Origin of the sequence: Chromohalobacter sp. 48-RD10 (genome assembly GCF_029889785.1) — a bacterium.
Taxonomy (GTDB): Bacteria; Pseudomonadota; Gammaproteobacteria; order Pseudomonadales; family Halomonadaceae; genus Chromohalobacter.
On record NZ_JARANX010000004.1, the window covers coordinates 69,135 to 95,425 of the forward strand.

At 62.3% G+C, this 26,291-nt stretch carries 22 protein-coding genes; 14 read left to right on the plus strand and 8 right to left on the minus strand.

Annotation, left to right across the window (positions count from 1 at the left end; genetic code table 11):
• Nucleotides 1-62: 62 nt before the first annotated feature.
• The 7 genes from fabZ to tilS all read left to right on the plus strand — a co-directional run bounded on the left by fabZ (nucleotide 63) and on the right by tilS (nucleotide 9,055).
• Nucleotides 63-506, plus strand: a complete 444-nt coding sequence (fabZ, locus tag OP496_RS06610) for a 3-hydroxyacyl-ACP dehydratase FabZ (protein ID WP_280562719.1) — start codon at nucleotides 63-65, stop codon at nucleotides 504-506.
• Nucleotides 503-1,270, plus strand: a complete 768-nt coding sequence (gene lpxA / locus OP496_RS06615; protein ID WP_280562720.1) for an acyl-ACP--UDP-N-acetylglucosamine O-acyltransferase — start codon at nucleotides 503-505, stop codon at nucleotides 1,268-1,270. Before fabZ ends, lpxA begins: the two co-directional genes overlap by 4 nt.
• A 12-nt stretch (nucleotides 1,271-1,282) precedes the next feature.
• The gene (gene lpxB, locus OP496_RS06620; protein ID WP_280562721.1) at nucleotides 1,283-2,446 is read left to right on the plus strand and encodes a lipid-A-disaccharide synthase; all 1,164 of its coding nucleotides are present in this window, start codon (nucleotides 1,283-1,285) and stop codon (nucleotides 2,444-2,446) included.
• The gene (rnhB, locus tag OP496_RS06625; protein ID WP_280562722.1) at nucleotides 2,443-3,045 is read left to right on the plus strand and encodes a ribonuclease HII; all 603 of its coding nucleotides are present in this window, start codon (nucleotides 2,443-2,445) and stop codon (nucleotides 3,043-3,045) included. Before lpxB ends, rnhB begins: the two co-directional genes overlap by 4 nt.
• Nucleotides 3,046-3,125: 80 nt before the next feature.
• Entirely contained in the window at nucleotides 3,126-6,632 is a 3,507-nt protein-coding gene (gene dnaE, locus OP496_RS06630; RefSeq protein ID WP_280562723.1) for a DNA polymerase III subunit alpha, read from the plus strand.
• Nucleotides 6,633-6,804: 172 nt separating this feature from the next.
• On the plus strand, nucleotides 6,805-7,758 hold the full coding sequence (locus OP496_RS06635; protein WP_280562724.1) for an acetyl-CoA carboxylase carboxyltransferase subunit alpha: 954 nt from the start codon (nucleotides 6,805-6,807) through the stop codon (nucleotides 7,756-7,758).
• Entirely contained in the window at nucleotides 7,742-9,055 is a 1,314-nt protein-coding gene (gene tilS, locus OP496_RS06640; protein WP_280562725.1) for a tRNA lysidine(34) synthetase TilS, read from the plus strand. Before OP496_RS06635 ends, tilS begins: the two co-directional genes overlap by 17 nt.
• On the opposite strand, the gene ppx is transcribed toward tilS, so the two are convergent.
• Nucleotides 9,042-10,541, minus strand: a complete 1,500-nt coding sequence (gene ppx, locus OP496_RS06645) for an exopolyphosphatase (protein ID WP_280562726.1) — start codon at nucleotides 10,539-10,541, stop codon at nucleotides 9,042-9,044. The two genes, tilS and ppx, sit on opposite strands and share 14 nt — an antisense overlap.
• A gap of 119 nt (nucleotides 10,542-10,660) precedes the next feature.
• Here ppx and OP496_RS06650 point away from each other — a divergent pair, with 119 nt between their 5' ends.
• The 7 genes from OP496_RS06650 (at nucleotide 10,661) to OP496_RS06680 (ending at nucleotide 19,661) form a co-directional block, all read left to right on the plus strand.
• Entirely contained in the window at nucleotides 10,661-10,993 is a 333-nt protein-coding gene (locus OP496_RS06650; protein ID WP_280562727.1) for a thioredoxin domain-containing protein, read from the plus strand.
• A 431-nt stretch (nucleotides 10,994-11,424) separates the two neighbouring features.
• Nucleotides 11,425-12,684 carry a transcription termination factor Rho gene (gene rho / locus OP496_RS06655; RefSeq protein ID WP_280562728.1) on the plus strand — a complete coding sequence of 420 codons (1,260 nt, stop codon included), beginning with the start codon at nucleotides 11,425-11,427 and terminating at the stop codon, nucleotides 12,682-12,684.
• 116 nt (nucleotides 12,685-12,800) lie between these two features.
• Nucleotides 12,801-14,327, plus strand: a complete 1,527-nt coding sequence (gene ubiD / locus OP496_RS06660) for a 4-hydroxy-3-polyprenylbenzoate decarboxylase (RefSeq protein ID WP_280562729.1) — start codon at nucleotides 12,801-12,803, stop codon at nucleotides 14,325-14,327.
• On the plus strand, nucleotides 14,317-15,129 hold the full coding sequence (locus OP496_RS06665; RefSeq protein WP_280562730.1) for an NAD(P)H-flavin reductase: 813 nt from the start codon (nucleotides 14,317-14,319) through the stop codon (nucleotides 15,127-15,129). The genes ubiD and OP496_RS06665 overlap by 11 nt, the downstream gene beginning before the upstream one ends.
• Nucleotides 15,126-15,839: a dihydromonapterin reductase gene (gene folM, locus OP496_RS06670; RefSeq protein WP_280562731.1), complete on the plus strand. Its 714-nt coding sequence runs from the start codon at nucleotides 15,126-15,128 to the stop codon at nucleotides 15,837-15,839. The genes OP496_RS06665 and folM overlap by 4 nt, the downstream gene beginning before the upstream one ends.
• A gap of 508 nt (nucleotides 15,840-16,347) precedes the next feature.
• Complete coding sequence (locus OP496_RS06675; protein ID WP_280562732.1) at nucleotides 16,348-17,418, plus strand: 3-deoxy-7-phosphoheptulonate synthase; 1,071 nt, start codon at nucleotides 16,348-16,350, stop codon at nucleotides 17,416-17,418.
• A gap of 95 nt (nucleotides 17,419-17,513) precedes the next feature.
• Nucleotides 17,514-19,661, plus strand: a complete 2,148-nt coding sequence (locus tag OP496_RS06680; protein ID WP_280562733.1) for a PhoX family phosphatase — start codon at nucleotides 17,514-17,516, stop codon at nucleotides 19,659-19,661.
• Nucleotides 19,662-19,799: 138 nt separating this feature from the next.
• Here the strand turns inward: OP496_RS06680 and ppk1 are convergent, their stop codons facing one another.
• The 7 genes from ppk1 to OP496_RS06715 form a co-directional block, all read right to left on the minus strand.
• A complete protein-coding gene (gene ppk1 / locus OP496_RS06685) occupies nucleotides 19,800-22,001 on the minus strand; it encodes a polyphosphate kinase 1 (RefSeq protein WP_280562870.1) in 2,202 nt (733 codons plus the stop codon).
• A gap of 115 nt (nucleotides 22,002-22,116) precedes the next feature.
• On the minus strand, nucleotides 22,117-22,896 hold the full coding sequence (tatC, locus tag OP496_RS06690) for a twin-arginine translocase subunit TatC (protein WP_280562734.1): 780 nt from the start codon (nucleotides 22,894-22,896) through the stop codon (nucleotides 22,117-22,119).
• Nucleotides 22,893-23,288: a Sec-independent protein translocase protein TatB gene (gene tatB, locus OP496_RS06695; protein ID WP_280562735.1), complete on the minus strand. Its 396-nt coding sequence runs from the start codon at nucleotides 23,286-23,288 to the stop codon at nucleotides 22,893-22,895. Before tatB ends, tatC begins: the two co-directional genes overlap by 4 nt.
• Nucleotides 23,289-23,293: 5 nt before the next feature.
• Nucleotides 23,294-23,569, minus strand: a complete 276-nt coding sequence (gene tatA / locus OP496_RS06700) for a Sec-independent protein translocase subunit TatA (RefSeq protein ID WP_280562736.1) — start codon at nucleotides 23,567-23,569, stop codon at nucleotides 23,294-23,296.
• 37 nt (nucleotides 23,570-23,606) lie between these two features.
• On the minus strand, nucleotides 23,607-23,945 hold the full coding sequence (locus OP496_RS06705) for a phosphoribosyl-ATP diphosphatase (protein ID WP_280562737.1): 339 nt from the start codon (nucleotides 23,943-23,945) through the stop codon (nucleotides 23,607-23,609).
• A 72-nt stretch (nucleotides 23,946-24,017) separates the two neighbouring features.
• Nucleotides 24,018-25,640: a ubiquinone biosynthesis regulatory protein kinase UbiB gene (ubiB, locus tag OP496_RS06710; RefSeq protein ID WP_280562738.1), complete on the minus strand. Its 1,623-nt coding sequence runs from the start codon at nucleotides 25,638-25,640 to the stop codon at nucleotides 24,018-24,020.
• Complete coding sequence (locus OP496_RS06715; RefSeq protein WP_280562739.1) at nucleotides 25,637-26,287, minus strand: SCP2 sterol-binding domain-containing protein; 651 nt, start codon at nucleotides 26,285-26,287, stop codon at nucleotides 25,637-25,639. Before OP496_RS06715 ends, ubiB begins: the two co-directional genes overlap by 4 nt.
• Nucleotides 26,288-26,291: the final 4 nt, after the last annotated feature.

The following is a 26,291-nucleotide window of genomic DNA, read 5'->3' on the forward strand; positions in this document are numbered from 1 at the left end:
GTACTCCGTCCTCGTGTGCCTGCCTTCACGGCAGGCACTTCGTTATTTCAGAGGTTGTATCGATGGTAATGGACATCAACGAGATCCGTGAGTATTTACCGCATCGTTATCCGTTCTTGCTGGTGGATCGCGTCATGGACATCACGGTCGGCGAGTCGATCGTCGCCAACAAGAATGTCAGCATCAACGAACCATTTTTCAATGGACATTTCCCGCATCATCCGATCATGCCCGGTGTGTTGATCATCGAGGCCATGGCGCAGGCATGCGGTATCCTCGGGTTCAAAACCGTCGACAAGATGCCCGCCGACGGTTATGTCTATTATCTCGTAGGAAGCGATAACGTGCGCTTCAAGCGTCCGGTGATGCCGGGCGACCAACTGCGATTGGAAGCCAACGTCATCATGAGCAAGCGCGGGATCTGGAAATTCGCCTGCCGTGCCACGGTCGATGGCGAGCTGGCCTGCGAAGCCGAGATCATCTGTGCCGAGAGGAAAGTCGCTTGATTCATCCCAACGCCATCGTCGACCCCAGTGCGCGTGTGTCCGATGACGTCGACATCGGCCCGTTCTGCGTGATCGGCCCCGACGTTGAAATCGGGGAAGGCACGGTGATCGGTCCGCACGTGGTGCTCAAAGGGCCCACGCGCCTGGGGAAACGCAATCGGATCTTCCAGTTCGCCTCCGTTGGCGAGGATTGTCAGGACAAGAAGTACGACGGAGAACCCACTCGTTTGGAGATGGGTGACGACAATGTCGTGCGCGAAGGGGTTACCCTGCATCGCGGGACAATGCAGGATAAAGAGGCAACCGTCATCGGCTCGCGCAATCTTTTCATGGCCTACGCACATGTCGGGCACGACTGCGTCATCGGCGATGATTGCATACTTGCCAACCAGGCGACCTTGGCCGGACATGTCACCATCGGCGATCACGCTATCCTCGGGGGGCTCTCGGCGATCCATCAGTTTTGCCATATCGGTACGCATGCCATGTGCGGTGGCGGGTCGATCATCACCAAGGATGTCCCGGCCTACATCATCGTCAATGGCAATCCTGCGCAGGCGCATGGGCTCAACCTGGTGGGGCTCAAACGTCGCGGTTTCTCGCGCGAGGCCCTGCGCGCGCTGGGAGAAGCTTACCGCACCGTCTATCGCCAGGGATTGACCATGGAGCAAGCGCTGGAGCGTCTCGCAAACGATTTCGAAGGCCCGGAAGTCGCGACGTTCCTGGCGTCGCTGAAGAATTCCCAGCGCGGTATCACGCGCTGAACGAGGCACGTCATGCGTATCTACCTGGTCGCGGGAGAGCTATCGGGCGATATCCTCGGCGCCGGCTTGATGCAGGCGCTGAAGCGTCGCTATCCCGACGCTGAGTTTCGCGGTATCGGCGGTCCACGCATGTTCGCCGAAGGCTTGCACTCGCTGTACCCACTGGAGACGCTATCGGTCATGGGGCTGGTCGAGGTGCTCAAGCACTTGCCTGGCCTGATCAAGGTTCGACGGCATTTGCGGCGTGATGCCCTGGCTTGGCAGCCGGACGCGATGATCGGTATCGATGCCCCCGACTTCAATCTGGGGCTCGAGCGCCAATTGCGTATTGTCGGCATCCCTACTGCGCATTACGTCAGCCCTTCGGTCTGGGCGTGGCGCCAGGGCCGAGTGAAGAGTATTGCCCAGTCGGTCGATGCCATGCTCACCTTCCTGCCCTTCGAGGCGGCTTTTTATGCGCGCCATGATGTGCCGGTGGCCTTCGTCGGCCATCCGCTGGCCGATGAACTGCCGTTGGTCAACGATCGTCAGGCGGCACGCGCGGCACTGGGGTTGTCGCCCACAGCGCCGTTGCTGGCGTTGTTGCCAGGCTCACGCGGTAACGAAATCCGCTTTTTGGGACCTACATTTCTGGAGAGCGTCGCCTGGTTGCGTGAGCGTATCCCCGACTTGCAGGTGATCGTGCCGGCGGCGTCTCCGGCACGTCGCGAAGAACTCGAGGTACTGCTGGCCGATCATCCGGTGCGCGATATCGTCGTCCTGTGCGATGGCGAATCGCGTCAGGCAATGACTGCCGCCGATGCGGTGCTGCTCGCATCTGGCACCGCCGCACTCGAGGCCATGCTCTGTCATCGTCCCATGGTGGTGGCTTACAAGATGGCGCCAACCACGCACTGGTTAGCCAAGCGCATGGTCAAGACCGACTGGATCTCGCTGCCCAATCTGATTGCCCAGGAGACCCTGGTGCCCGAGCTGGTACAGGACGCCGCCAGTAGTGAGGCGATCGGCGCGGCGTTGCTCGAATGGCTCGGTGACGACGCCAAGCGCCAGGCGATGGAGATGCGTTTTGCAGACTTGCACGCTACGCTCCAGCGTGGTGCCAGCGAGCGCGCTGCCGAGGCCATCGACGGCTTGATCACGCACGGTCGTTTGCCGCGACAGGAGGAGAACGCATGACGGAGCTGCCACCGTTGGTGATCGATTATCAGGGCGCGTGTCTGGCGGGCGTCGATGAAGTGGGACGCGGTCCTTTGGTGGGCAGCGTAGTCGCGGCCGCGGTGATTCTCGATCCGGCGCGACCCATCGAGGGGCTGGCCGACTCCAAGACTCTCAGCGAAAAACGCCGCCTGGCATTGGCCGAGGCCATTCGCCAACACGCGACGGCCTTCGCGATAGGCGAAGCGTCGCCCGCCGAGATTGACACGCACAACATCCACCACGCGACGCATCTGGCCATGCGGCGTGCCATCGATGCCCTGCCGGTGGCGGCGGAATATCTGCTGGTGGACGGCAATCGGATGCCGGGGCATCATGTGCCAGGGCAGTGCGTGGTCAAGGGCGACCAGCGCCATGCCGCCATCGGCGCTGCCTCGATTCTGGCCAAAGTGACGCGCGACGCTCAGATGCTCGCTCTGCACGAGCGCCATCCCGAGTATGGACTCGCGCGCCACAAGGGCTATCCTACCCGTGAGCACCGCGAGGCGCTCGAGCGCCTGGGGCCGCTCGATGAGCATCGCCGCTCGTTTGCGCCGGTCAAGCAGCTGCTGCCGGCGTAGCGCCACATCACGCTGTTACCCAATTCATTCAGGAAGGTGTCGCCCGGACGGCATCGTCCGTTGCGTCTCAAGAGCTCGTCATGACTACGCCTTTCGTTCATCTGCGTGTGCACAGTGAATATTCCCTGGTCGATGGCCTGGTGCGCTTGAAGCCGCTGATCGAGGCGACGGCCGAAAGCGGCATGCCGGCCGTGGCCGTGACCGACGATTCCAACCTGTTCGGCCTGGTCAAGGCCTACAAGGGCACGCAAGGCGCGGGCCTCAAGCCGATCATCGGCGCCGACCTGTGGATGGAAAACCCTCACGACGAGGCGCATCCTTACCGCTTGACGCTGTTGGCGATGGACAACGACGGTTATCGCCATCTCACTGAGTTGATATCTCAGGGCTGGAGCGAGGGGCAGCAGCGTGGTCAGGGGATCCTCAAGAAGGAGTGGATATTCGAGCGCAGCGCGGGGTTGATCGCTTTGTCCGGTGCCCGTGAAGGAGAGATCGGGCGTCATCTTCTGACCGAACACGGCCAGGCGGCCCGCGAGCTGTGCGATGCCTGGAACGCCGCCTTCCCCGGGCGGTTCTATCTGGAAATCCAGCGCACCGGGCGCGAACACGATGAGGAATGCCTGCATCTGTCGGTGGCACTGGCGGCCGATACCCAGACACCGGTCGTGGCGACCAATGACGTCCGTTTCCTGACCCGCGAGGGGTTCTGGGCCCACGAAACGCGAGTGGCGATCGGCGAGGGCAAGGCGCTCGACGATCCACGACGCGAACGCCACTACAGTGAAGAGCAGTACCTGAAGAGCCCGCAAGAAATGGCCGAGCTGTTCGCCGATCTTCCCGAAGCGCTGGAGAACAGCGTGATGATCGCTGCGCGCTGCAACGTCGATGTACCGTTGGGCGAAATCTTCCTGCCCGAGTATTCGGTGCCGGATGGCATGAGCATGGAGAGCTTCTTCCGCAAGATCTCCCACGATGGCCTCACCGAGCGGCTCGAAAAACTCTTTACCGGCGAGACGCCGATCTATCCCGGGCGCGACCTCAGTGAGTACGAGGGGGGCTATCGCGAGCGGCTCGACTTCGAGCTTAATATCATTCTCGAGATGGGCTTCCCCGGGTACTTTCTGATCGTCATGGACTTCATCCAGTGGGCCAAGGATAACGACATTCCGGTGGGGCCAGGGCGTGGCTCGGGAGCTGGCTCGTTGGTCGCCTACGCCCTCAAGATCACCGACCTGGACCCGCTCGAGTACGATCTACTGTTCGAACGTTTCCTCAACCCGGAACGCGTGTCGATGCCCGACTTCGACGTCGACTTCTGCATGGAGAAGCGCGACCGGGTCATCGAATACGTGGCCAGCCGTTATGGGCGAGACGCCGTCTCGCAGATCGTGACCTTCGGCACCATGGCCGCCAAGGCCGTGGTGCGCGACGTGGCCCGTGCCCAGGGCAAGCCGTATTCGATGGGCGACAAACTATCCAAGCTGATCCCTTTCGAGGTTGGCATGACGCTGACCAAGGCCATCGAGCAGGAGCCGTCGCTCAAGGAATACCTGGACAACGATGAGGAATCCCAGGAAATCTGGGACATGGCGCTCCAGCTCGAGGGGATTACGCGCGGCACCGGCAAGCACGCCGGCGGGGTGGTGATTGCGCCCACCAAGCTGACCGATTTCTCGCCACTGCTGTGTGAGGAAGACGGCAGCGGGCTGGTAGTGCAGTACGACAAGAATGACATCGAGGAAGCCGGGCTGGTCAAGTTCGACTTCCTGGGGTTGCGCACGCTGACGATCATCGACTGGGCGCTGGAGATGGTCGATACGGTGCGCGCCCGCGAAGGTCAGGGGCCGCTGGATATCGCGTCGATCCCGCTCGATGACGTGCCGACCTTCGATATGCTCAAGAAGGCCGAGACCACGGCAGTCTTCCAGCTCGAATCGCGCGGCATGAAGGAGTTGATCAAGCGTCTGGAGCCTGACTCGCTGGAGGACATGATCGCCCTGGTGGCGTTGTTCCGTCCGGGGCCGCTGCAATCCGGCATGGTCGACGACTTCATCAATCGCAAGCATGGTCGCGCCGAGGTCGCCTATCCACACCCGGATTACCAGCACGAGTTGCTCAAGCCGGTGCTTGGTCCCACCTATGGCATCATCCTCTATCAAGAGCAGGTGATGCAGATCGCCCAGGTGATCGCGGGGTACAGCCTGGGCCAGGCGGATATGCTGCGGCGTGCCATGGGCAAGAAGAAGCCCGAGGAAATGGCCAAGCAGCGCGCCGGCTTCATGGAAGGGTGCGCCGCCAACGGTATCGACAAGGACCTGGCCGGCAACCTCTTCGATCTGGTGGAGAAATTCGCCGGTTACGGGTTCAACAAATCGCACTCGGCCGCCTATGGCCTGGTCTCGTACCAGACGGCGTGGCTCAAGGCGCATTATCCCGCGCCCTTTATGGCGGCGGTGCTGTCCACCGAGATGGACAACCTCGACAAGGTCGTGCCGCTGATCGAGGAGTGTCGTAAGCAGGGACTGACGGTCACGCCACCGGACGTCAATATGGGCAGCTACAAGTTTACCGTCGACGAACAAAACCGTGTCGTCTATGGCTTGGGCGCGATTCGCGGCGTCGGTGAAGGGCCCATCGGTGCGATCGTCGAAGCGCGCGAAGCCGACGGCGCCTTCGACGATCTGTTCGATTTTTGTCGCCGTGTCGACGCCAAGCGCCTCAACAAGCGTACGCTGGAGGCGTTGATCCGCTCCGGTGCGCTGGATAATCTGGGGCCGACCCGCGCGGTGTTGGTGGCGTCGCTGGATGCCGCGCTCAAGGCGGCGTCGCAGAGCAATGCCAATGCCAGCGCGGGGATGATCGACATGTTCGGCGATGCTTTCGTCGAACCGGAAAGTGGCGATGTATACGCCGATTATCAGCATGCCCGCGAGTGGACCGACAAAGAGCGCCTGGCCGGCGAGAAAGATACCTTGGGCCTCTACCTGACCGGCCATCCCATCGACGAGTACGAAAGCGAGCTCAAGCGCTTCGTGTCGACACGCATCGTCGATCTCAAACCCCAACGCGGCGAGTCGCAGCGTGTCGCGGGGCTGGTGGTGGCCATGCGCACCATGAAGTCCAAGCGCGGCGACACCATGGCCTTCATTACCCTGGATGACCGTACCGGACGTATCGAGGCCTCGCTATTCGGCGAGATGTACGAGCAGATGCGTGGCAAGCTCGGCGCCGATGACGTCCTGATCATCGAAGGCGAAGTAAGCACCGATGATTATTCAGGCGGGCTGCGCCTGCGTGGCAAGGAAGTGACGCCGATGGTCGATGCGCGCACGCGCTATGGCGAGGCCGTGGAACTCGCGGTGGACGGCACGCGTCTCAATGGACGTTTCGCGCGCAATTTGCAAGATAGCCTGACGCGGTGGCGGGATCCTCAGGGGCTGCCGGTACGCGTGCGCTACCGCAACCCCCAGGCCAGCGGCGTGCTGGAACTGGGTGAGCCCTGGCGCGTATCGCCCAGCGACGACTTACTTATCGCCCTGCGCGAAGTGGAGGGACAGGAGGCGGTTACGCTGCGTTATCGTGGGTGATTCCGTCATCGCTGGCCATGGTGCTGGCGCGTGGTGTCTTGCGTGATGCGTTCAGGGTGCGATAATGCCGGTTTACGGCCGGTTGGCGCCATGCCCTGTCCGTCACAGCGTCGCCTCGCGCGACATCGGACGTGCGGCCCCGGGCTGCCCAAGACCACAAAGTAGACGTTCTATGAATCCCAACTACCTGGACTTTGAACAGCCGATCGCCGAGCTGGAAGCCAAGATCGATGAACTACGTCTGGTCGGTAACGACAGCCGTATCAGCTTGAGCGACGAAATCGGCAAGCTTGAAGACAAGAATCACAAGCTCACCGAATCGATTTTTCGCGACCTCAGCGCCTGGCAGGTATCGCAGCTCTCGCGTCATCCTCAGCGTCCTTACATGCTGGATTACCTCGACAACTTGTTCGAGGATTTCGACGAGTTGCATGGCGATCGTCACTTTGCCGATGACGCCGCCATCGTGGGTGGCGTGGCGCGCCTCGATGATAAACCGGTGATGGTCATCGGTCATCAGAAGGGGCGTGATGTCAAAGAGAAAGTGCGGCGCAACTTCGGTATGCCGCGCCCGGAAGGCTATCGCAAGGCGTGCCGGCTGATGGAAATGGCCGAGCGCTTCCAGATGCCGGTCTTGACCTTCATCGATACTCCCGGCGCCTATCCGGGAATCGACGCCGAGGAGCGCGGCCAGAGCGAGGCCATAGCATACAATCTGGCGGTCATGTCGCGCCTCAAGACGCCGATCATCTCCACCGTCGTGGGCGAGGGTGGCTCCGGTGGCGCCCTGGCGATCGGTGTCTGCGATGAGCTGCAGATGCTGCAGTATTCGACCTATGCGGTCATTTCCCCGGAAGGCTGTGCCTCGATCCTGTGGAAGAGTGCCGAAAAGGCCTCCGAGGCGGCGCAAGCGATGGGTATTACCGCCGAGCGCCTCAAGGAGCTGGGCTTCGTCGATACCCTGATCAAGGAGCCGCTGGGGGGCGCGCACCGCAATCCGCAGAAGATGGCCGATGGCATCAAGGACGCCCTCGGCGCGAGCCTCGAGCGGCTGGAGGCCATGGAGACGGACGCCCTGTTGTCGCGTCGCTATGAGCGACTGATGAGTTATGGCGCGCCCCAATAACACATCGTCTTCCCCCGATGCCCTTGTCGACGACGCCCTGGCGATGACCTCGCCGGGGCGTTGCGTTTGGGTGGCGCTGTCAGGCGGCCTGGATTCCTCCTTGATGCTGATGCTGGCGGTGGCGGCGTGTCGTCGTCACCCACGGCCGCTCTATGCGGTGCACGTCAATCATCACCTGCAGCCGGCCGCCGAGGATTTCGAGCGTCATTGTCGAGCGCTTTGTTCACGCCTGGGCGTGCCGCTCTTCGTCGAACGTGTCACGGTGGTACGTGGTGAGCACGGCCTCGAGGCTCATGCCCGTGAGGCGCGGCTTGCAGCGTATGCGCGCCGTGTCCCACCGGGCGACACCCTGCTGCTGGCACAGCATGCCGACGATCAGGCCGAAGGCCTGTTGCTGGCGGGACTGCGCGGAAGTGGTTTGCGCGGCATGGCGGGCATGCCGGAGAGGCGCGAGTGGCAGGAGCGTTACATGGTCCGGCCGTGGCTATCCGTGGCGCGTGCAGCGCTGGAGCGTGAAGCCGCGACACGCGATTTACGTTGGGTCGAGGATCCGTCCAACGCCGATGAGCGCTTCGATCGCAACTATCTGCGCCACACGGTCATGCCAGCGCTGGCGGCACGCTGGCCGGGCGCGGCGACATCGCTGGCGCGCACCGCCGAGCACCTAGGCGAGAGCGATGCGCTGCTGGAAGAACTGGCCGAAGACACCTTGCAGGCATTGGGAGACGATGCTGCCTGCTTGCCGGTGGCGGATCTCCTGGCGCTTTCCCGGCCCCGCCAGCGTCTGCTGGTACGCCATGCCTGTCGGCGACTCTCCCTGCCCACGCCACCGCGCGCGCGCCTCGAAAGCTTGCTCGATCAATTGCAGGCCCGCGACGATGCCCAGGTCCATATCGATTGGCCAGGCGCGCAGGCCAGGCGCTGGCGAGGGCATCTCTATCTGCTGGCACCGCTGGACGCACCACCGGTGGCGGATACCTTCCTGACCTGGGATGGCCGCGCGCCCCTGGTGACACCGCTGGGTCCGCTGGCGTGGCAACTGCTTCCCGATCCTCCGCGTGATGTCAGTCTCACGCTGCGTTTGCGTCGGGGTGGCGAGACGCTGCGTCTCCCAGGGCGCGGGCGGCGCGATCTCAAGCGCTTGCTGCAGGAGCGCCGCGTCCCACCGTGGCAGCGCGAACGCCTGTGGCTGGCCTGGGAGGACGATACCCTGGTCGGGGTGCTGGGCATCGCCGCCGCCGAAGGCTGGCGGCTGCGGGCGATGCCTGATGATGCTGATGCGTCTAGGCATCGATAACCAGCGAAAAGCCGGCATTGCGTTGATAGCGCGCTTCCTGATCGAGGTCGGCCATCAACAGCGGTCGGTCGCTGGCCTGATCGAGATACACATATAGGGTCTCGCCATCGGCCTGGAGGCGGACATCGAGGACGGGCGCCTCGGGGCGCGAATGATTGAGGGCCACCGCTAGGCGCAGAAGTCGCGCTAGTCGTGCATAGGTCGATCGCGTGGCGGCAGGCAGGGCATCGAGTTCCTTGGCGGGAAACTTGCGTCGATGGGCGCGCACCAGAAAGGCCAGAGACTGTTGCTCGGGACGCGAAAAACCGGCCAGGTCGGAGTTTTCGAGCAGATAGGCGCCGTGGCGATGAAACTGACTGTGTGAGACCGCGAGGCCAACTTCGTGCAACTCGGCGGCCCAGGCCAGGAACTGACGCTGCTCCTGGCTCAACGGCCAGACGTCGGCGACGTGCTCGCAGAGTTGCACGGCAGTGGCGCGCACATTGTTTGCTTGACGCGTGTCGACGTCAAAACGCCGACGCAGCGTGAGTAGCGCCGAGGCTCGGGAATCCTCGGCGGTATTGCGGCCGAGAAGATCATACAGCACGCCTTCGCGCAGGGCGCCATCCGAGTAGCGCATGCGTTCGAGTTCGAAGGCCTCGAAGATGGCGCACAGAATCGCCACGCCCGCCGGAAATACCCGGGCTCGGTCGCTCTTGAGCCCTTCCATGACGACCTTGTCGAGCTTCTTGCACTTTAGTAGTCGGCTACGCAGGTTCTGTAGTCCCTGGCGCGTGATCATACCTTCCGGCGCGTCTCCGCTCGCGGCCTGCACGGCGGCGATGGCCTTGATGGTGCCACTGGAGCCGACCGGGTCCTGCCAGCCGAGCTCTTGATAGGGGCGCCGAATGTTGGCGAGCTCCGAACGCGCGGCGAGTTCGGCATCGCGAAAGCGCCGCTCGGTGATCGCGCCGTCGGCGAAGAAGCGTCGCGTATAGGCCACGCAGCCCATGTGCAAGCTTTCCAACGCCAGGGGCTCGAAACGCTCGCCGATAATGAGCTCGGTGGAGCCGCCGCCGATGTCGACGATGAGTCGGCGTCCGTGTACTTCCGCCAACGCATGTGCGGCGCCCAGATAGACAAGGCGCGCTTCCTCGCGGCCGGCGATGATCTCGATGGGATGGCCGATCAGCGCCTCGGCTCGGTCGATCAGCGTCTGACGGTTGTATGCCGCGCGCAAGGCGTTGGTGCCCACGATGCGCACGTCGCCAGCGTCGAGGCCACTCAGGTAGGGGGCGAAGCGCTCCAGGCAGGCAAGGGCTCGCTCTGAAGCGGCGTCATCGAGGTACTCTTCGGCGTCGAGCCCGGCTGCCAGCTGTACCTTCTCGCCGAGCTTGGCGACGACCTGGAGCTGACCGGCGTAATGATTGGCGACCAGCAGGTGGAAGCTGTTCGAGCCGAGGTCGATGGCGGCAAGACGCCTTGGCGCCGGATGGCGGCTGCTCATGCGAGGATCCTTTTCACAGAAGTATGGCAAGGTTGCGGGGGCGCCCGAGGCTTGTCAATTGTCGCCATGCGGCGTCCAATGGGGAATGATGAATTGGCCTAATGTCCAGGAGACGGCGCATGTCCGAACAGCTATTCGAGGTGACGGACGACACCTTCGAGGCCCGCGTTCTGGAAGCAGCTACACCCACCCTGGTGGCTTTCGTGGCGTCCTGGTGTGGCCCTTGCGTCGAATTGCGCCCGCGCCTGTCCGCCCTGGCCGGCGCGCGTGCGACGACGTTGCAGGTCGCGCTGTGCGATGTCGACCTCAATACGGCCATGGCCCAAAAGTACGGTGTGCGCGGCATGCCGACCCTGGCGCTTTTTACCGATGCGGGGTTGGATACTACGCGCGTGGGGGCGCTGTCCGCTGCGCAACTCGAGACATGGCTCGATCACCAGCTCGCGAATTGAGGCCGTGTCATGGAGATGGCCAATTCCCGATAAGACGCGTCGTTGCGCCTCGGCATCACGCATGAGCAAAGTGGGCTTGCGTTTGGCTGACGCCTTGACTACCATCGAGACGTTCGCCTGTTCCGAATGCTTCCTGACCGTTAACGCGGCATAGCCGTCGCGGTCCTCCAAGTCGTCAGATCGCCCCAAGTATTCTTGTCTCGCCAAGCCTCCCGATGAGGAGCTAGGCATGGCGCCAGGCGACGCGAACCGAATCTCTCAATACCGTTTTTCGCCAATCCCTCGCGCGGCGATGCCTTGAAGCATGAATGCGGCGAGTGGAACGGATGTCCTGGGGCCCTCTGAACGCACCGCGCGGCGCACAACCGCCTCCTGTCTTTTGTCCGGCAATCCCATTGCCTCGCCGACACGAGCAATCTCTGACGAAACCGATGAATCTTACCGAACTCAAGCAAAAAACCGTTCCCGAACTGCTGGATATTGCCCGGGAAATGGGCATCGACAATCTGGCACGTTCGCGTAAACAAGACATCATCTTCGCCATTCTCAAGAAGCATGCGAAAAGTGGTGAAGACATTTATGGCGATGGTGTGCTGGAAATCCTGCAGGATGGCTTCGGCTTTCTTCGCAGTGCTGACAGCTCCTATCTGGCCGGCCCCGATGACATTTATGTCTCGCCGTCGCAGATCCGTCGCTTCAACCTGCGCAAGGGCGATAGTATCGCCGGCAAGATTCGACCGCCGAAGGAAGGGGAGCGTTATTTCGCGCTGCTCAAGGTCAGCCAGATCAACTTCGACCGGCCCGAAAACGCCAAGCACAAGATCCTGTTCGAGAACCTGACGCCGCTGTTCCCGCAGGAACGCATGGTGATGGAGGTCGGTAATGGCTCGACGGAGGACCTGACCTCGCGGGTAATCGATCTTACGTCGCCCATCGGCAAGGGCCAGCGTGGTCTGCTCGTGTCCCCGCCCAAGGCGGGCAAGACGCTGATGCTGCAGAACATCGCGACGTCGATCACGCGCAACAATCCCGAATGCCATCTGATCGTGCTGCTGATCGATGAACGTCCCGAAGAGGTCACCGAGATGGCGCGCACCGTGCGTGGTGAGGTGGTGGCCTCGACCTTCGATGAACCTCCCGCTAGGCACGTCCAGGTGGCGGAGATGGTCATCGAAAAGGCCAAGCGATTGGTCGAGCACAAGCGCGACGTGGTGGTACTGCTTGATTCCATTACACGCCTGGCCCGGGCCTACAACACCGTGGTGCCGTCTTCCGGCAAGGTGTTGACCGGTGGTGTCGATGCCCATGCCCTGGAGAAGCCCAAACGCTTTTTCGGTGCGGCACGCAACATCGAAGAGGGCGGCAGTCTGACGATTATCGCCACCGCGCTGGTCGACACTGGCTCGAAGATGGATGAAGTGATCTTCGAGGAGTTCAAGGGTACGGGTAACATGGAAGCCCATCTGGACCGCAAGCTGGCCGAGAAGCGCGTCTATCCGGCACTCAACATTCGACGTTCCGGTACCCGGCGCGAGGACCTCATTGCCTCCGAGGAAGAAATGCAGCGCATGTGGATCTTGCGCAAGTTACTCAATCCCATGGAAGACGTGGCCGCGACCGAGTTCCTGATCGATCGCTTGAAGGATACGAAGACGAATATCGAGTTCTTCGAGGCCATGAAAAAACGTTGATGCTGGCCTGCCTCGGCTGACGCGTGCAAGATATCGCCGGACTGAAGGCCGATGGGCGGTCAATGAAAGGGCGGCATGTTATGCTGCCCTTTTCGCGTTCTGGCACGGAAAACCACATGAAATATCGGGACTTGCGCGATTTCATCGCGGCGCTGGAGGAACGTGGCGAGCTCCAGCGAATCACGGCGGAGGTCGATCCTTACCTGGAGGTCACCGAGATCTGTGATCGCACGCTGCGCGCGGGCGGACCGGCGTTGCTGTTCGAGAACGTTAAGGGACATGCCATGCCGTTGCTGGGCAACCTGTTCGGGACGCCTGAACGTGTTGCGCTGGGTATGGGACAGGACTCGATAGCCGCGCTGCGCGAGGTCGGCGAACTGCTGGCGTTTCTCAAGGAGCCTGAGCCGCCCAAAGGCTTCCGCGATGCCTGGGAAAAGCTGCCGATCTTCAAGCAGGTGATGAGCATGGGGCCCAAGACGTTGCGTAAGGCGCCATGCCAGGAAGTGATCCGCGAAGGCGATGATGTCGATCTCGACCAACTGCCGATCCAGCATTGCTGGCCGGGCGATGTGGCGCCGCTGGTGACCTGGTCGCTGGTGGTGACCAAGGGGCCCCATAAGGAGCGCCAGAATCTGGGCATCTACCGCCAGCAGAAACTGGGCAAGAACCGCCTGATCATGCGCTGGCTCTCGCATCGCGGCGGAGCGCTGGATTTTCAGGAATGGCAGCAAGCCCACCCGGGCGAACCGTTCCCGGTGGCGGTAGCGCTGGGCGCCGATCCGGCGACCATTCTCGGTGCGGTGACGCCGGTGCCGGACAGTCTTTCCGAATACGCCTTCGCCGGCTTGCTACGCGGCTCGCGCACCGAGCTGGTCAAGTGCGGCCATGCCGATCTAGAAGTGCCTGCGTCCAGCGAAATCGTTCTCGAGGGTTACCTCTACCCCGACGATACGGCGCCGGAAGGCCCTTATGGCGATCATACCGGCTACTACAACGAGGTCGAGACGTTCCCGGTCTTCACCGTCGAGCGCATCACGCATCGCCGCGACCCGATCTATCATTCCACCTATACGGGGCGGCCGCCGGACGAACCCGCCGTCCTTGGCCTGGCACTCAACGAAGTGTTCGTGCCGATCCTGCGCAAGCAATTTCCTGAGATCGTCGATTTCTACCTGCCACCGGAGGGCTGTTCCTACCGCATGGCGGTGGTGACCATGAAAAAGCAGTACCCGGGCCACGCCAAGCGCGTGATGATGGGCGTCTGGAGCTTCTTGCGCCAGTTCATGTACACCAAGTTCGTGATCGTGCTCGATAACGATGTCGACGCGCGCAACTGGGAAGACGTGATCTGGGCCATCACCACGCGCATGGATCCGGCGCGCGATACGGTCATGGTCGAGAACACGCCGATCGACTATCTCGACTTCGCCTCGCCGGTACCAGGCCTGGGCTCGAAGATGGGATTCGATGCCACTACCAAATGGGCAGGCGAAACCGACCGCGAGTGGGGCACGCCCATCGTCATGGATGATGCCGTCAAGCAGCGTGTCGACGCGCGCTGGGAGGAATACGGCATCACGACGCCGCCACCGGCACCCCGCCATTCGCCCCAGAGCGACGAACGAGGACACGATGACGCCTAAGACGCTGAGCTGCCATGTCGAGTCGGTCGAGGACCTGACGACCGACGTATTTCGCGTCCATCTGACGGGGCGCCGCGAGGCGATCGCGCATGCCCCTGGCCAGTATCTGGAACTCAAGCTGGACGACGATACCTGGGTGCCGTTCTCCATCGCCAACGCCCATGTCGACGACGGCATCATCGAGTTGCACGTCCAGCATTGGCCGGAACGCAGCAACTCGGCACGCTTGCGCGAAATCTTAGTGCATGCCGCCCAGTTGACGGTGCGTCTGCCCAATGGCGGCTGCGTACTGGATACGCACAGCCGGCGGCCGCTGACCCTGATTGCGGCAGGCACCGGTTTCGCTCAGATGAAGGCCATCGTCGAGGCTGCGCTGGCCAACGAGCATCCGGGCCCGATTCGGTTGTGGTGGGCGGTCAAGCATCCACGGGATCTGTATCTGGAAAGCCTGGCGCTGCAATGGGCCGCCGAGCATACGCATGTCGAGATGCACACCGTCAGCGAGGAGAGCGACCCCGGATTGAGCACGCCAACGGGCGTGACACGCCACGTCGGGCGTATCGATGCGATCCTTGCCGACGCGCTGGGGGACGTGTCCGGTGACGATGTCTATCTCTCCGGCTCTCCGGGCATGGTCTATGCGTGTGTCGATACGCTGGCGCCATTGGGGCTTGATCCTGAACGAGTCTTCTCGGATGTCTTTGCCTATGCCCCGCGTGTGCCGCTGATTCCACTGCCGGACGATACGCCCGAGCGCGTGCCGCTATCGCCCGGGGAGCGCCGCGCGGAGGACGACGCATGAGCCAATCACCGATTCTCGTCACGGGTGGCGCCCAGCGCCTGGGGCGCCATTGTGTGGAGCGCCTGCTCGACGATGGCCAGCCGGTGATCATGAGCTACCGTCGAGAACGTGAGTCTCTGGAGGGATTGCGTCGGCGTGGGGCGGTGACCCTGCCGGCGGACTTTTCCAGCGAGGCGGGCATTCACGACTTCCTCGCACGCCTCAAGGCACAGACCTCGTCGCTGCGTGCCATCGTCCATAATGCCAGCGACTGGGCGCCGGACAGCCTAGACGACGATGCCGGCGCCAATTTCGAACGCCTGTTTCGCGTGCACATGCAGGCCCCGTACCTGATCAACCTGCATGCCCGCGAGCTGCTGGATGCCTGCCAGGAACCGCAGCGCGACATCATCCACATGACCGATTACGTCAGCCAGAAGGGCTCACGCAAGCACGCCGCCTATGCGGCGACCAAGGCGGGGCTGGACAATCTGACCCTGTCGTTTGCCGCGATGTACGCGCCGAGTATTCAGGTCAACGCCATCGCGCCGGCCTTGATCATGCTGGGCGACGGTGACGACGAAGCCTATGCCGAGAAGGCCAAGGCTAAGTCGTTGATGGCCAAGGTGCCGGGGCCGGGGGTCATTTATCAGACGCTGCGTTATCTGCTCGACAACGATTTCGTGACCGGTGCGATACTGCCTGTCGACGGCGGCCGTCACTTGCGATGAGCGATAGCCCTGCCGCGGGCTTGTCAAATGGCGACAGCCGTGTAGGATGAGGGCATGTTCAGGAGTCAACCCATGTCGATAGCATCAGCCACCGCAAGCATGCATTCCCTGCCGATTCAGGCAGCGGAAAGTGCCGTGCGCGCGTTCTTTGGCTTTAGCTATTGGTATTGGTTTAGCCCCGGCGTGCCCGGCGATAGGGTCTCATGACCTGATACGCCGTGAGGCACGCCCCACCCCGGGTTGCCTCCAGCGTCTTCGAACCCCCGGTCGGCAACCCGATCGGGGGTTTTTGCGTTTAATCCATCCCTTTTTGACGAATGGCATAGGAGCGAAACATGTTCGAGATCGGCGGCGCATGGCAGAGCACGCAGGCACTATATTATTGGCGATTTAGCGACGTCCGGTCGGCTCTAGCGGCCACCTCCGACCGTGAAACGCTGGGTGGTATCCACCGAACACGAAGTTCCGCTGTCTGCCCGTGACGGACAGCCCAGACAAGAGACTCGACATGAACGCACCCTTGACGATGCCCCAACACTCCGAGGTTGCTACGGCACCCTCTCATCAGCCCTTGCCCACACCGGGTGAACTCAAGCAGCGCCTGCCTCTGGAAAGTGATCTTGAGGCGCAGATCGAACGCCAGCGTGGCGAGATCCAGGCCATTCTCGATGGCCGCGATGATCGCCTGCTGGTCGTGGTGGGGCCCTGCTCGATTCACGACCCGCGCGCGGCGCTGGCATACGCCGAAAAGCTTAGCGAGCTTGCCGCGCGCTTTGATGACCGCTTGCTGATGGTCATGCGCGTCTATGTCGAAAAGCCGCGTACCACCGTGGGTTGGAAGGGGTTCGCCTATGATCCGCATCTGGATGGCAGTGACGACATGGCGCAGGGCCTGGAGGTTTCGCGGCGCTTGATGCGTGACATCGCTGCCCTGGGCATGCCCGTGGCCACCGAATTGCTGCAGCCGATGGCCGCGCCATACCTGGAGGACCTGCTCAGTTGGGTGGCCATCGGGGCGCGTACTACCGAGTCGCAGATCCATCGTGAACTCGCCAGTGGCCTGCGCGCCCCAGTAGGCTTCAAGAACGGTACTGATGGCAGCGTCGATGTCGCCATTGCTGCGATGCAGTCCGCTGCGCACCCGCACCGTCATTTCGCCCTCGACGATACCGGGCGCCCGGCGATGCGCGAGGCAGAGGGCAACCCGCATACCCACATCGTGCTGCGGGGCGGACATGGCAAGCCCAACTACGATGCGGACTCGGTGCATGCCTGTCGCCGCGAGCTACACAACGCCGGCATCGCGCCGCGCCTGATGATCGACTGCAGCCATGCCAATTCACGCAAGGACCATCGCCGCCAGATCGAGGTCATGTTCGATGTGCTCGAACAACGTCTGGCTGGCAATCGCGATGTGATCGGCGTGATGCTGGAAAGCCACCTGCACGAAGGCAAACAGCCGTTGCAGCCGGGGGCCATGCGTTATGGCGTCTCCATCACCGATGCCTGCCTGGGTTGGGAAGGTACCGAGCACCTGCTGACATTGGCCGCCGAGCGATTGCGTGACTCACGAGCCTGAAGGACTTCATCCTTCTGTCATATCGTCTCTCTAAGGTAAGGCACATATAACTTGTGCCCGACGATCCTGTCGGTCGATCGCCGTGAGGAGAGACCATGAGCAAGGAAATCGAGAATCACAGCAACCTGAATCCTAGCAATAACGAGCCGTTTTCATCGGTGATGGCACGCCATGTGTCGCGACGCGACATCATGCGCGGCGGCCTGAGCCTGGCCGCCTTGGGTATGTTGGGTGGCTTCGGCGGTCTCAATATGGCCAGGGCGCAGGAAAGCGGTGCCCAGAAGACGCCGCTGGCGCTGGCATTCGAATCGCTGCGTGGCTCGCGCACTGATGCCGTGGTAGTGCCCGAGGGCTATACCGCCCAGGTGTTGATTCCCTGGGGCACGCCGCTGGATGAGAAAGGGCCGACTTGGCATCACGAGCAGGAGATGACCGCCGAGACACAGGCCCGCAGCGTGGGGATGCATCACGACGGCATGCATGCCTTCCCGCTGGGCAAGGATAATGCCTCGCGAGACTTCCTGCTGGCCCTCAACAACGAGTACATCGACCAGAAGGCGCTCTGGGCGCCGCGCGGTGGGCCGACGAATGCCGATGCAGGCCAGCGTCCCGCCGACGAGGTGCGCACCGAGATCAACGCCCATGGCGTCACCATCGTGCGGGTTCGCAAGCAGGAAGATGGCCACTGGGTACATGTGCTCGGCGACGCCCACAATCGCCGCTTCACCAGCGCTACGCCGATGGACTTGGCAGGGCCCGTGGCCGGCAGCGACTATGTCAGAACCCGTTATTCAGCGGATGGCACGCGCACGCGAGGCACCAACAACAACTGTGCCAATGGCTTCACGCCATGGGGCACCTACCTGACCTGCGAGGAAAACTGGCCTGAGGTCTTCGTCAACCGAGGCGAGTTGAATATCGATGATGCGCGCCTGGGGCTGCCCACCGAACGCGGCCGCTATGGCTGGGAGACCGCCGCCGGCACCGATGGCGAGCGCGAGGACGAGTTCGCGCGTTTCGATGTCACACCGCAGGGTGAGGAGCCTCGGAACGACTATCGTAACGAGACACGCACCTTCGGTTATGTCGTGGAGATCGACCCCTACGCTGGTCAATCCCGGGCGGTGAAGCGCACCGCGCTGGGACGCTTTCGCCACGAGGGCTGCTGGCCTGGCAAACTAACCGCGGGAGAGCCGGTAGTTTTCTACTCCGGGCACGACTCGCGCAATGAATATATCTACAAGTTCGTCTCCGATGCCAAATGGGATCCGACGGATGCCAATCGTCCCGGTGAGGGTTACGATCGCTTGGCCTTGGGCGCCAAATATATGGACCAAGGCACGCTCTACGTCGCGCGATTCAACGCCGATGGCAGTGGTGAGTGGCTGCCCCTCGAACCGGATGCGCGCGTGGCAGACGGGCGCACGCTGGCGCAGGCCCTATCGCTGGCGGAGGACGATCGGGCAGGCGTCATCGTGCATACCTGCGACGCCGCCGATCTGCTCGGTGCTACGCCGATGGACCGTCCCGAATGGGGGACCGTCGACCCTGTGTCCGGTGAGGTCTACATGACGTTGACCAACAACGCCGACCGTACAGCGGAGAATACTCAGCCGACCTACACCCACGGCGGCGATATCGATGCTGCGGGTGCTGGCTATGCCACGGCTCCCACCAATGCCGCCAATCCACGGGCCGATAACGAAAGTGGTCAGATTCTGCGTTGGCGGGAGCGAGGCGATGATGTCACGCGTTTCGACTGGGAGGTGTTCGTGTTCGGTGCCGCCGCGGACGACACGACCAACCTCTCAGGGCTGACCGAACATAACCAGTTCGCCAGCCCCGATGGACTGTGGTATGACGCGCGGGGCGATGGCCAGGGCATCCTCTGGATCGAGACCGATAATGGCTACGATGGCGTCGCCGAGCAGACCAACGACCAAGTGCTGGCGGTGGTGCCGAATGCCTTATCACACGATAGTGGCCAAGCCTCGGTGGTGGATGCCGGCAATCAGCAGCATCTCAAGCGGTTCGCGGTCGGCCCCAATGGCTGCGAAGTAACGGGGATCTTCGCTACGCCCGACAAGACAGCGTTATTTATCAATATCCAGCACCCCGGCAATTGGCCGGCGAACCCCGATGCCGCGACGCAGGATGCCACGCGCGCTGCCGCTGACAACGTGCGTCCACGGGCGGCCACGGTCGTGATCCAGAAAGACGATGGTGGCCAGGTCGGGGTATAACTGAAAGCGATACAAGCGCCGCTACTTGGCTGGACGCTGAAAAGAAACAACGCCTCCGTCGCTTATTGCGGCGGAGGCGTTTTGTTTTAGGCTGCCTTCGAGCTTCGAGCTTCGAGCTTCGAGCTTCGAGCTTCGAGGTCAGGGCTTGGCGGCGTAGGCGTAGAGCAGGGTTTCCTGGGTGCTGACAGGTTCGGCATCGCCGGCGTCGAGGAGGCGATAACGACCATCGGTTTGTAGCTCCCAGCTTTGGCAGTTGTCTACCATGTAAGTTGTCAGGTCCTTGCGCACGCGCTGGGCGAGCTTCTTGTCGAGCAGTGGGAAGCAGGTCTCCACGCGGCGAAACATGTTGCGCTCCATGAAGTCCGCGCTGGAGCACCAGGTTTCGGGCTTGCCGCCATTGTGGAAGTGGAAAACGCGGGTGTGCTCCAGGAAGCGGCCGATGATCGAGCGCACCCGGATATTGTCGGAGATTCCTTCGATCCCGGGGCGCAGGCAGCACATGCCGCGAACGATCAGGTCGCACTGCACGCCGGCGCGCGAAGCGCGATACAACGCGCGGATCAGCTGCGGCTCGGTCAACGAATTGCACTTGATGATCAGCTGTGCCTTGTGACCCTTTTCCGCGTAGCGCGCTTCGCGATCAATCATCGACACCAGGCGGTCGTGCAGCACGAACGGCGCGTGCAGGAGCGTATCGATCTGACGCGGTTTGCCCATTCCCGAGAGCTGCTGAAAGACTTTGTGAACATCTTCGCACAGCGTCTCGTTGGCAGTGAGCAGACTGTAGTCGGTGTACAACTTGGCGGTCTTGGAGTGATAGTTGCCGGTGCCTAGATGCGCGTAGTAGCGCAGCGCACCGCGTTCACGGCGGACCATGTGGAGCATCTTGGCATGGGTCTTGTAGGCCATGACGCCGTAGATGACGATGGCGCCGGCTTCCTGAAGACGCGATGCCAGCGCGAGGTTGTCGGCCTCGTCGAAACGCGCCCGCAGCTCGATGACCACGGTGACTTCCTTACCGTTGCGTGCGGCATCGACCAGGGCGCTAACGATGGGCGAATCGGCGCCGGTTCGGTACAGGGTTTGCTTGATCGCCAGCACGTCCGGATCGCTGGCGGCCTCCTGGAGCCAGTCCTCGATCAGTGCAAACGACTGGAAGGGATGGTGCAGCAGAATGTCGTTCTGGGCGATCTGCGAGAACAGGCTGACGTCGCTCTTGACCTGACGCGGTAAACCGGGCGTGAAGGTGCGATACAAAAGATCGGGGCGGTCGACGTCGCTGAGTACCGACATCAGCCGGGTAAGGTTGACCGGGCCGGATACGCGGTACAGATCCGCCGCCTCGAGTTCGAACTGGGTGAGCAGGAAGTGCGTCAACCGGTCGGGGCAATTATCGGCCACCTCGAGGCGTACGCCGCTGCCATAGCGTCGTGCCAGCAGTTCCCCGCGCAAGGCCGAGGCCAGGTCCGAAACGTCTTCGGGGTCAACGGCCAGATCGGCGTTGCGCGTCAGGCGGAATTGGTAGCAACCGCGCACCTGCATGCCGGGAAATACCTCCTGAGCATGGGCGTGGATCATCGACGACAGGAAGACATATTCGGTATAGCCAGCCTCGCTCAGCTCGCGTGGCAGGCGCATCAAGCGTGGCAGCGAGCGTGGTGCGGGCAGGATGGCAAGTCCCCCTTCACGACCGAAGGCATCGGTGCCTTCGAGTTCGACGATGAAGTTCAAGCTCTTGTTAACCAGGCGCGGAAAGGGATGCGAAGGGTCGAGGCCGATGGGGCTGATCACCGGCATGATCTCCTCGGCAAAATACTCGCGTACCCAATCGGCCTGGGCCTCGGTCCACTGCGTACGGCGCCGGAAGCGTAGGCCCTGTTCCTCGAGCGCGGGAATCAACGTCTCGTTGAGGATGTGGTATTGCCGCTCGACCTGCTCGTGGGCGATGCGCGATATCTCGGTCAGCACCTGGCGTGGCGGCATGCCATCGGCGCCGCTTTCCTCGCGGGCCAGGGCGATCTGATGCTTGAGTCCGGCCACGCGAATCTCGAAGAACTCGTCCAGATTGGAAGAGAAGATCAGCAGGAACATCAGCCGGTTGAGCAGCGGATGCGAAGGGTCCAGGGACTGCTCGAGTACACGGATATTGAACTGCAGGTGCGAGAGCTCACGGTTGAAGTACAGTACTGGATCGTCGAGATCGGCCCCGGGGGATGGCGCGGGCTTGGCGTGAATGCCCGTGCGCGTGCGGTTGACGCGAAGCGGGGGTGTTTCACCGCCCTCCTGAGAGGTGACGTTGTCGCTACCGAGGGGAACATCGGAAGAGCGCGTACCGTCCATCATGAGCTCCCTGTCGTCGGGGGTGACCAACTATTGGGGCGACAGTATGACGCTCCTTTGTGACAGATATATGACAGTGGCGGCGGGCTAGAAGAGCGGTCCACCTATCGGGATATCAGCTTTCGCTATGTGACTCGTCATCAGTGTCGTGCCGGCGACGCGGAACCAGGCGGCCGAAGAGAATGCCGATCTCGAACAGCAGCCACATGGGGACGGCGAGCAGGCTCTGGGAGACCACATCCGGGGGTGTCATCAGCATGCCGACCACGAAGCAGCCGACGAGCACGTAGGGGCGTTTCTTGCCGAGACTCTCGACACTGGTCGCGCCGGTCCAGATCAGCAGGAAAGTGGCGATGGGAATCTCGAAGGCCGCACCGAAGGCGAAGAAAAGCTTGAGCACGAAATTGAGATACTGATTGATATCGGTCATGACCGTGACGTTCTCCGGCCCGGTGTGGACAAAGAAGTCGAACAACAGGGGGAAGACCGCGAAATAGGCGAAGGCCACGCCGCCGTAGAACAACAGGATGCTCGAGGCGAGCAGGGGAAATGCCAACGTCTTCTCGTGCCGGTAGAGGCCCGGCGCGATGAATGCCCAGGCCTGGTAGAGCACGAAGGGAACGGCGATGAACAAGGCCGTGAACAGCGTCAGCTTGAAAGGCGCCAGGAACGGTGAGGCCACCTCGGTGGCGATCATCTGCGCGCCTTCTGGCAAGAGCGCCATCAGCGGGTCGGCAACGAAGCTGTAGATGTCATTGGAGAAGGCGTAAAGCGCCGCGAAGATGGCGACGATCACGGCTACCGCCTTGACTAGCCGCGAGCGCAGCTCGATCAGGTGTTCGACCAGGGGTGTCTGGGCGTGCTCCTCCGGCTCGCGAGACGATGTATCGCTCATGGGGTGTTGGAATCCTTGGCGGACGAGGCATCGGGTGTTTCACGGGAGGTGGCAGGACGTGCCGCCGAGGCGTCATCATCCGGTCCAGGTGCCGCCGGGTCCCGGCGTGATCTGGCGTGATGCGTATCGGTGTCGTCGGCGTGGCGTTCGACCCCGTCGCGGACCTTGTGCAGACCGGCATCGAGCTTGCGTTGTTGCTCGTTGAGCTTCTGGCGCAGATCCTCGGCTTCCAGCTGTGCGTTGATTTCACGCTGCATGCCGGACACTGTGCGCTTGATCTTGCCGATCCATAGGCCCACGGTGCGCGCCGCCGTGGGCAGACGCTCGGGCCCTAGCACCAACAGGGCCACGACACCGATGATCATCAGTTCGAGAAAGCCCATATCGAACATGGCGGTTACTTCCGCTCGGAGGTTTCGTCGGCCTTGGACGATGGAGAGGCTTTCGATTGGGTGTCGAGCGTCTCGTCGTTTGCCTCATGCTCGACACGCTGCTGCCTCGTGTCCTCGTCGTCTTGCGCTTTTTGCTGTTCCTCTTCGCCGACGGCGCTCTTGAAGCCTTTAACGGCGCCTCCCAGGTCGCTGCCGAGGTTGCGGAGCTTCTTGGTACCGAAGATCAGGATGACGATGCCGAGAACGATCAGCAGTTGCCAGATACTGATTCCACCTAACATGGGAGCTCTCCTTCATGCTCGGATGTGGCCGAGCCGATTAGCGTGATTGTCGTGCCGCCTTCTCGTCCAGGCCGGAGACGCCGAAGCGACGGGCCAGCTCGTCCAGAACGGCTTGGTGATCGATGTCCAGATGCGACAGCATCACCAGGCTATGAAACCACAGGTCGGCGGTTTCGGCGACCAATGCCTGACGCGTTTTATCGTCGCCGTGTTCGGCATCCTTGGCGGCAAGCAGGGTTTCGGTAGCCTCCTCACCAACTTTCTCCAGGATCTTGTTGAGGCCCTGGGCATGGAGCTTGGCAACGTACGAGCTGTCGGGGGCGGCATGGCGGCGTGCGGCCAGGACGTCCGATAGCTGGGAAAGCGTATCACTCATGATGTGACGGTTCCGAGACAAAGAGGATGATGGGTAGATGATAGCAGCAACATTGCGCGCTGAGAGGGGATGTTAACGCCAGGCAATCAATAGCAGGCCGAGCGCGGCGGCGGTGAGCACTGGCCAGGGCTGATTATGCGCCCATTCCCAGAGAGGCTGCCAAGCTAAAGCGATGGCAACCAACAGCGTTCCGAAGCGTAGCCGTCGCGCCCGTGTTCCGGCACCGCGCAAGCGCCGCCGCAAGGCATTGAGCGCCTCGGTTTGCTGGCGCTGCTGGCGGTGGCTGTCTTCATTGCGGGTGAGGGCCTGGTGGGCTAGCACGGGCAGCTCGGGCAACTGTCGCGAGAGTTCGGGCGCGTGCTTGGTCAAGGCGTCCCAGAAGCCGCGTGGCCCGGCGCGCTCCTTCATCCACTGTTCCAGGTAAGGCTTGGCGGTGCTCCACAAGTCCAGGTCCGGGTACAACTGGCGGCCGAGCCCTTCGATGTTGAGCAGCGTTTTCTGCAACAGCACCAACTGCGGCTGGACTTCCATGTTGAAGCGCCGCGCGGTCTGAAACAGCCCCAGCAGCACCTGGCCGAAGGAAATGTCCTTGAGCGGCTTCTCGAGAATCGGCTCGCAGACCGCACGAATGGCGGCGGCGAACTCGTTGGCGCGGGTGTCCTCGCCGACCCAGCCCGATTCGATGTGCAATACGGCGACTTCGTAGTAGTCCTGGCGGAAGAAAGCGAGCAGGTTGCGGGCCAGGTAATCCTGGTCCTCGCGGGTCAGGCTGCCGACGATCCCGCAATCGATGGCGATGTACTGCGGATCGTGCGGATTGTCGGCGGACACGAAGATATTGCCGGGGTGCATGTCGGCATGGAAGAAGTTATCGCGAAACACCTGGGTGAAGAAGATCTCCACACCGCGCTCGGCGAGTCGGCGCAAGTCGATGCCGGCCGCTTGCAGGGCGTCCATGTCGGCCACCGGAATGCCGTGGATACGCTCCTGAACCATTACCTGCTTGCGTGTCAGCGACCAGTGAATCGCCGGCACGTAAAGCAGCGGCGAATCGCGGAAGTTGCGCTTGAGTTGCGAGGTGTTGGCCGCTTCCTTGTGCAGATCCAGTTCATCGAACAGCGTGGCCTCGTAGTCGGCAACGACCTCGACGGGACGTAGACGCTTGGCTTCGGGAACACGCTTGAGCAGGTGCGCGAAGGTATACAGCAGGCCGATGTCCTTGCGTATCACGCCATCGATGTTGGGGCGAATGATCTTGACCACTACCTCTTCGCCGCTGTGCAGGCGCGCGCCGTGCACCTGGGCGATCGAGGCCGAGGCAAGCGGGTCGCGAGTAAACTCGGCGAAGGCGGCATCGATGTCCATGCCGAGTTCTTCTTCTACCAGCGCACGGGCCTGCTCGCCGGGAAACGGCGGTACCTGATCCTGTAGACGTTTGAGTTCGTCAGCAATATCCGGCGGTAGAAGATCACGGCGGGTGGATAGCATCTGGCCGAACTTGACGAAAATCGGGCCCAGGTCTTCGAGCGCCAGGCGTAGGCGCTTGCCCCGAGTATGCGCTCCGGTGGGCAGCAAGCGCAGTGGCGAGAGCTTCATCGCCACGCGCAGTATGCCGGGGAGGCGCGCTGCGGGAATCAGGGTGTCGAGGCGGAAACGCGCGATCACCCAGCCGATACGAAACAACCGCAAACTCACGACGCGTGCTCCTCCTGTCGGCGACGTTCGATTTCGCGGACCAGCTGGTCCAGGCGCGCTTCGAGTCGGTCGGTGGCCAGGCCTAGTTGCGTCAGATGCTCGCGGGCGATCTCCCATTGCGTACGACTGGGCAGTAGCCGTGCTTCTTCGGTCAGGTATTCATGCACGTCGCGTCGCAACTCGCCGCGTGTGCGCAGGCCGAAGCGGTTCAGGCGTCGCAAGCCTTGCGACAGGCTATGCGCGGGCATGTCGCCTAGCCAGTTTGCGAGCTCGGCTTCCCAGTCGATTTCCAGATCACTGAGCAACTGACTGGCGCGTTCGAGTACATGTGTGCGTCCGCGCACCGACAGCCGCCCGGCGAACATCAGCGCCTCGACACGTTCGCCACTCAGCAGCGCGCCCAGGGTCTCGACATCCAGCTCGACGACCACGTCGCTATCGGCCTCGTCGGGATCGTGCTGGGCGAGCAGGGTGATGCCGTGGGTGTCGAAACACACCAGCACCGCCAGGGACGGGCGTTCCAGACGCAGCGATATGCACTGTCCGGCAAGCTGTTCCAAGCGCGAGGGCGAAGCGGGATCGTGTGCCAGCAGCCCGTTGATCAACGTTTCCGCGCTGGCCAGCAGGGGAGTGAGCATCACCGGCATGACG

What these genes read in the sequence shown, in the direction of transcription:
- tatB (WP_280562735.1), bottom strand. Translation starts at nt 23,288, where the DNA reads ATGTTCGATATGGGCTTTCTCGAACTGATGATCATCGGTGTCGTGGCC.
- OP496_RS06650 (WP_280562727.1), top strand. Translation starts at nt 10,661, where the DNA reads ATGTCCGAACAGCTATTCGAGGTGACGGACGACACCTTCGAGGCCCGC.
- rnhB (WP_280562722.1), top strand. Translation starts at nt 2,443, where the DNA reads ATGACGGAGCTGCCACCGTTGGTGATCGATTATCAGGGCGCGTGTCTG.
- tatC (WP_280562734.1), bottom strand. Translation starts at nt 22,896, where the DNA reads ATGAGCGATACATCGTCTCGCGAGCCGGAGGAGCACGCCCAGACACCC.
- fabZ (WP_280562719.1), top strand. Translation starts at nt 63, where the DNA reads ATGGTAATGGACATCAACGAGATCCGTGAGTATTTACCGCATCGTTAT.
- OP496_RS06675 (WP_280562732.1), top strand. Translation starts at nt 16,348, where the DNA reads ATGAACGCACCCTTGACGATGCCCCAACACTCCGAGGTTGCTACGGCA.
- tatA (WP_280562736.1), bottom strand. Translation starts at nt 23,569, where the DNA reads ATGTTAGGTGGAATCAGTATCTGGCAACTGCTGATCGTTCTCGGCATC.
- folM (WP_280562731.1), top strand. Translation starts at nt 15,126, where the DNA reads ATGAGCCAATCACCGATTCTCGTCACGGGTGGCGCCCAGCGCCTGGGG.
- rho (WP_280562728.1), top strand. Translation starts at nt 11,425, where the DNA reads ATGAATCTTACCGAACTCAAGCAAAAAACCGTTCCCGAACTGCTGGAT.
- ppx (WP_280562726.1), bottom strand. Translation starts at nt 10,541, where the DNA reads ATGAGCAGCCGCCATCCGGCGCCAAGGCGTCTTGCCGCCATCGACCTC.
- OP496_RS06680 (WP_280562733.1), top strand. Translation starts at nt 17,514, where the DNA reads ATGAGCAAGGAAATCGAGAATCACAGCAACCTGAATCCTAGCAATAAC.
- OP496_RS06665 (WP_280562730.1), top strand. Translation starts at nt 14,317, where the DNA reads ATGACGCCTAAGACGCTGAGCTGCCATGTCGAGTCGGTCGAGGACCTG.
- OP496_RS06715 (WP_280562739.1), bottom strand. Translation starts at nt 26,287, where the DNA reads ATGCCGGTGATGCTCACTCCCCTGCTGGCCAGCGCGGAAACGTTGATC.
- tilS (WP_280562725.1), top strand. Translation starts at nt 7,742, where the DNA reads ATGGCGCGCCCCAATAACACATCGTCTTCCCCCGATGCCCTTGTCGAC.
- dnaE (WP_280562723.1), top strand. Translation starts at nt 3,126, where the DNA reads ATGACTACGCCTTTCGTTCATCTGCGTGTGCACAGTGAATATTCCCTG.
- OP496_RS06635 (WP_280562724.1), top strand. Translation starts at nt 6,805, where the DNA reads ATGAATCCCAACTACCTGGACTTTGAACAGCCGATCGCCGAGCTGGAA.
- OP496_RS06705 (WP_280562737.1), bottom strand. Translation starts at nt 23,945, where the DNA reads ATGAGTGATACGCTTTCCCAGCTATCGGACGTCCTGGCCGCACGCCGC.
- ppk1 (WP_280562870.1), bottom strand. Translation starts at nt 22,001, where the DNA reads ATGGACGGTACGCGCTCTTCCGATGTTCCCCTCGGTAGCGACAACGTC.
- ubiD (WP_280562729.1), top strand. Translation starts at nt 12,801, where the DNA reads ATGAAATATCGGGACTTGCGCGATTTCATCGCGGCGCTGGAGGAACGT.
- lpxB (WP_280562721.1), top strand. Translation starts at nt 1,283, where the DNA reads ATGCGTATCTACCTGGTCGCGGGAGAGCTATCGGGCGATATCCTCGGC.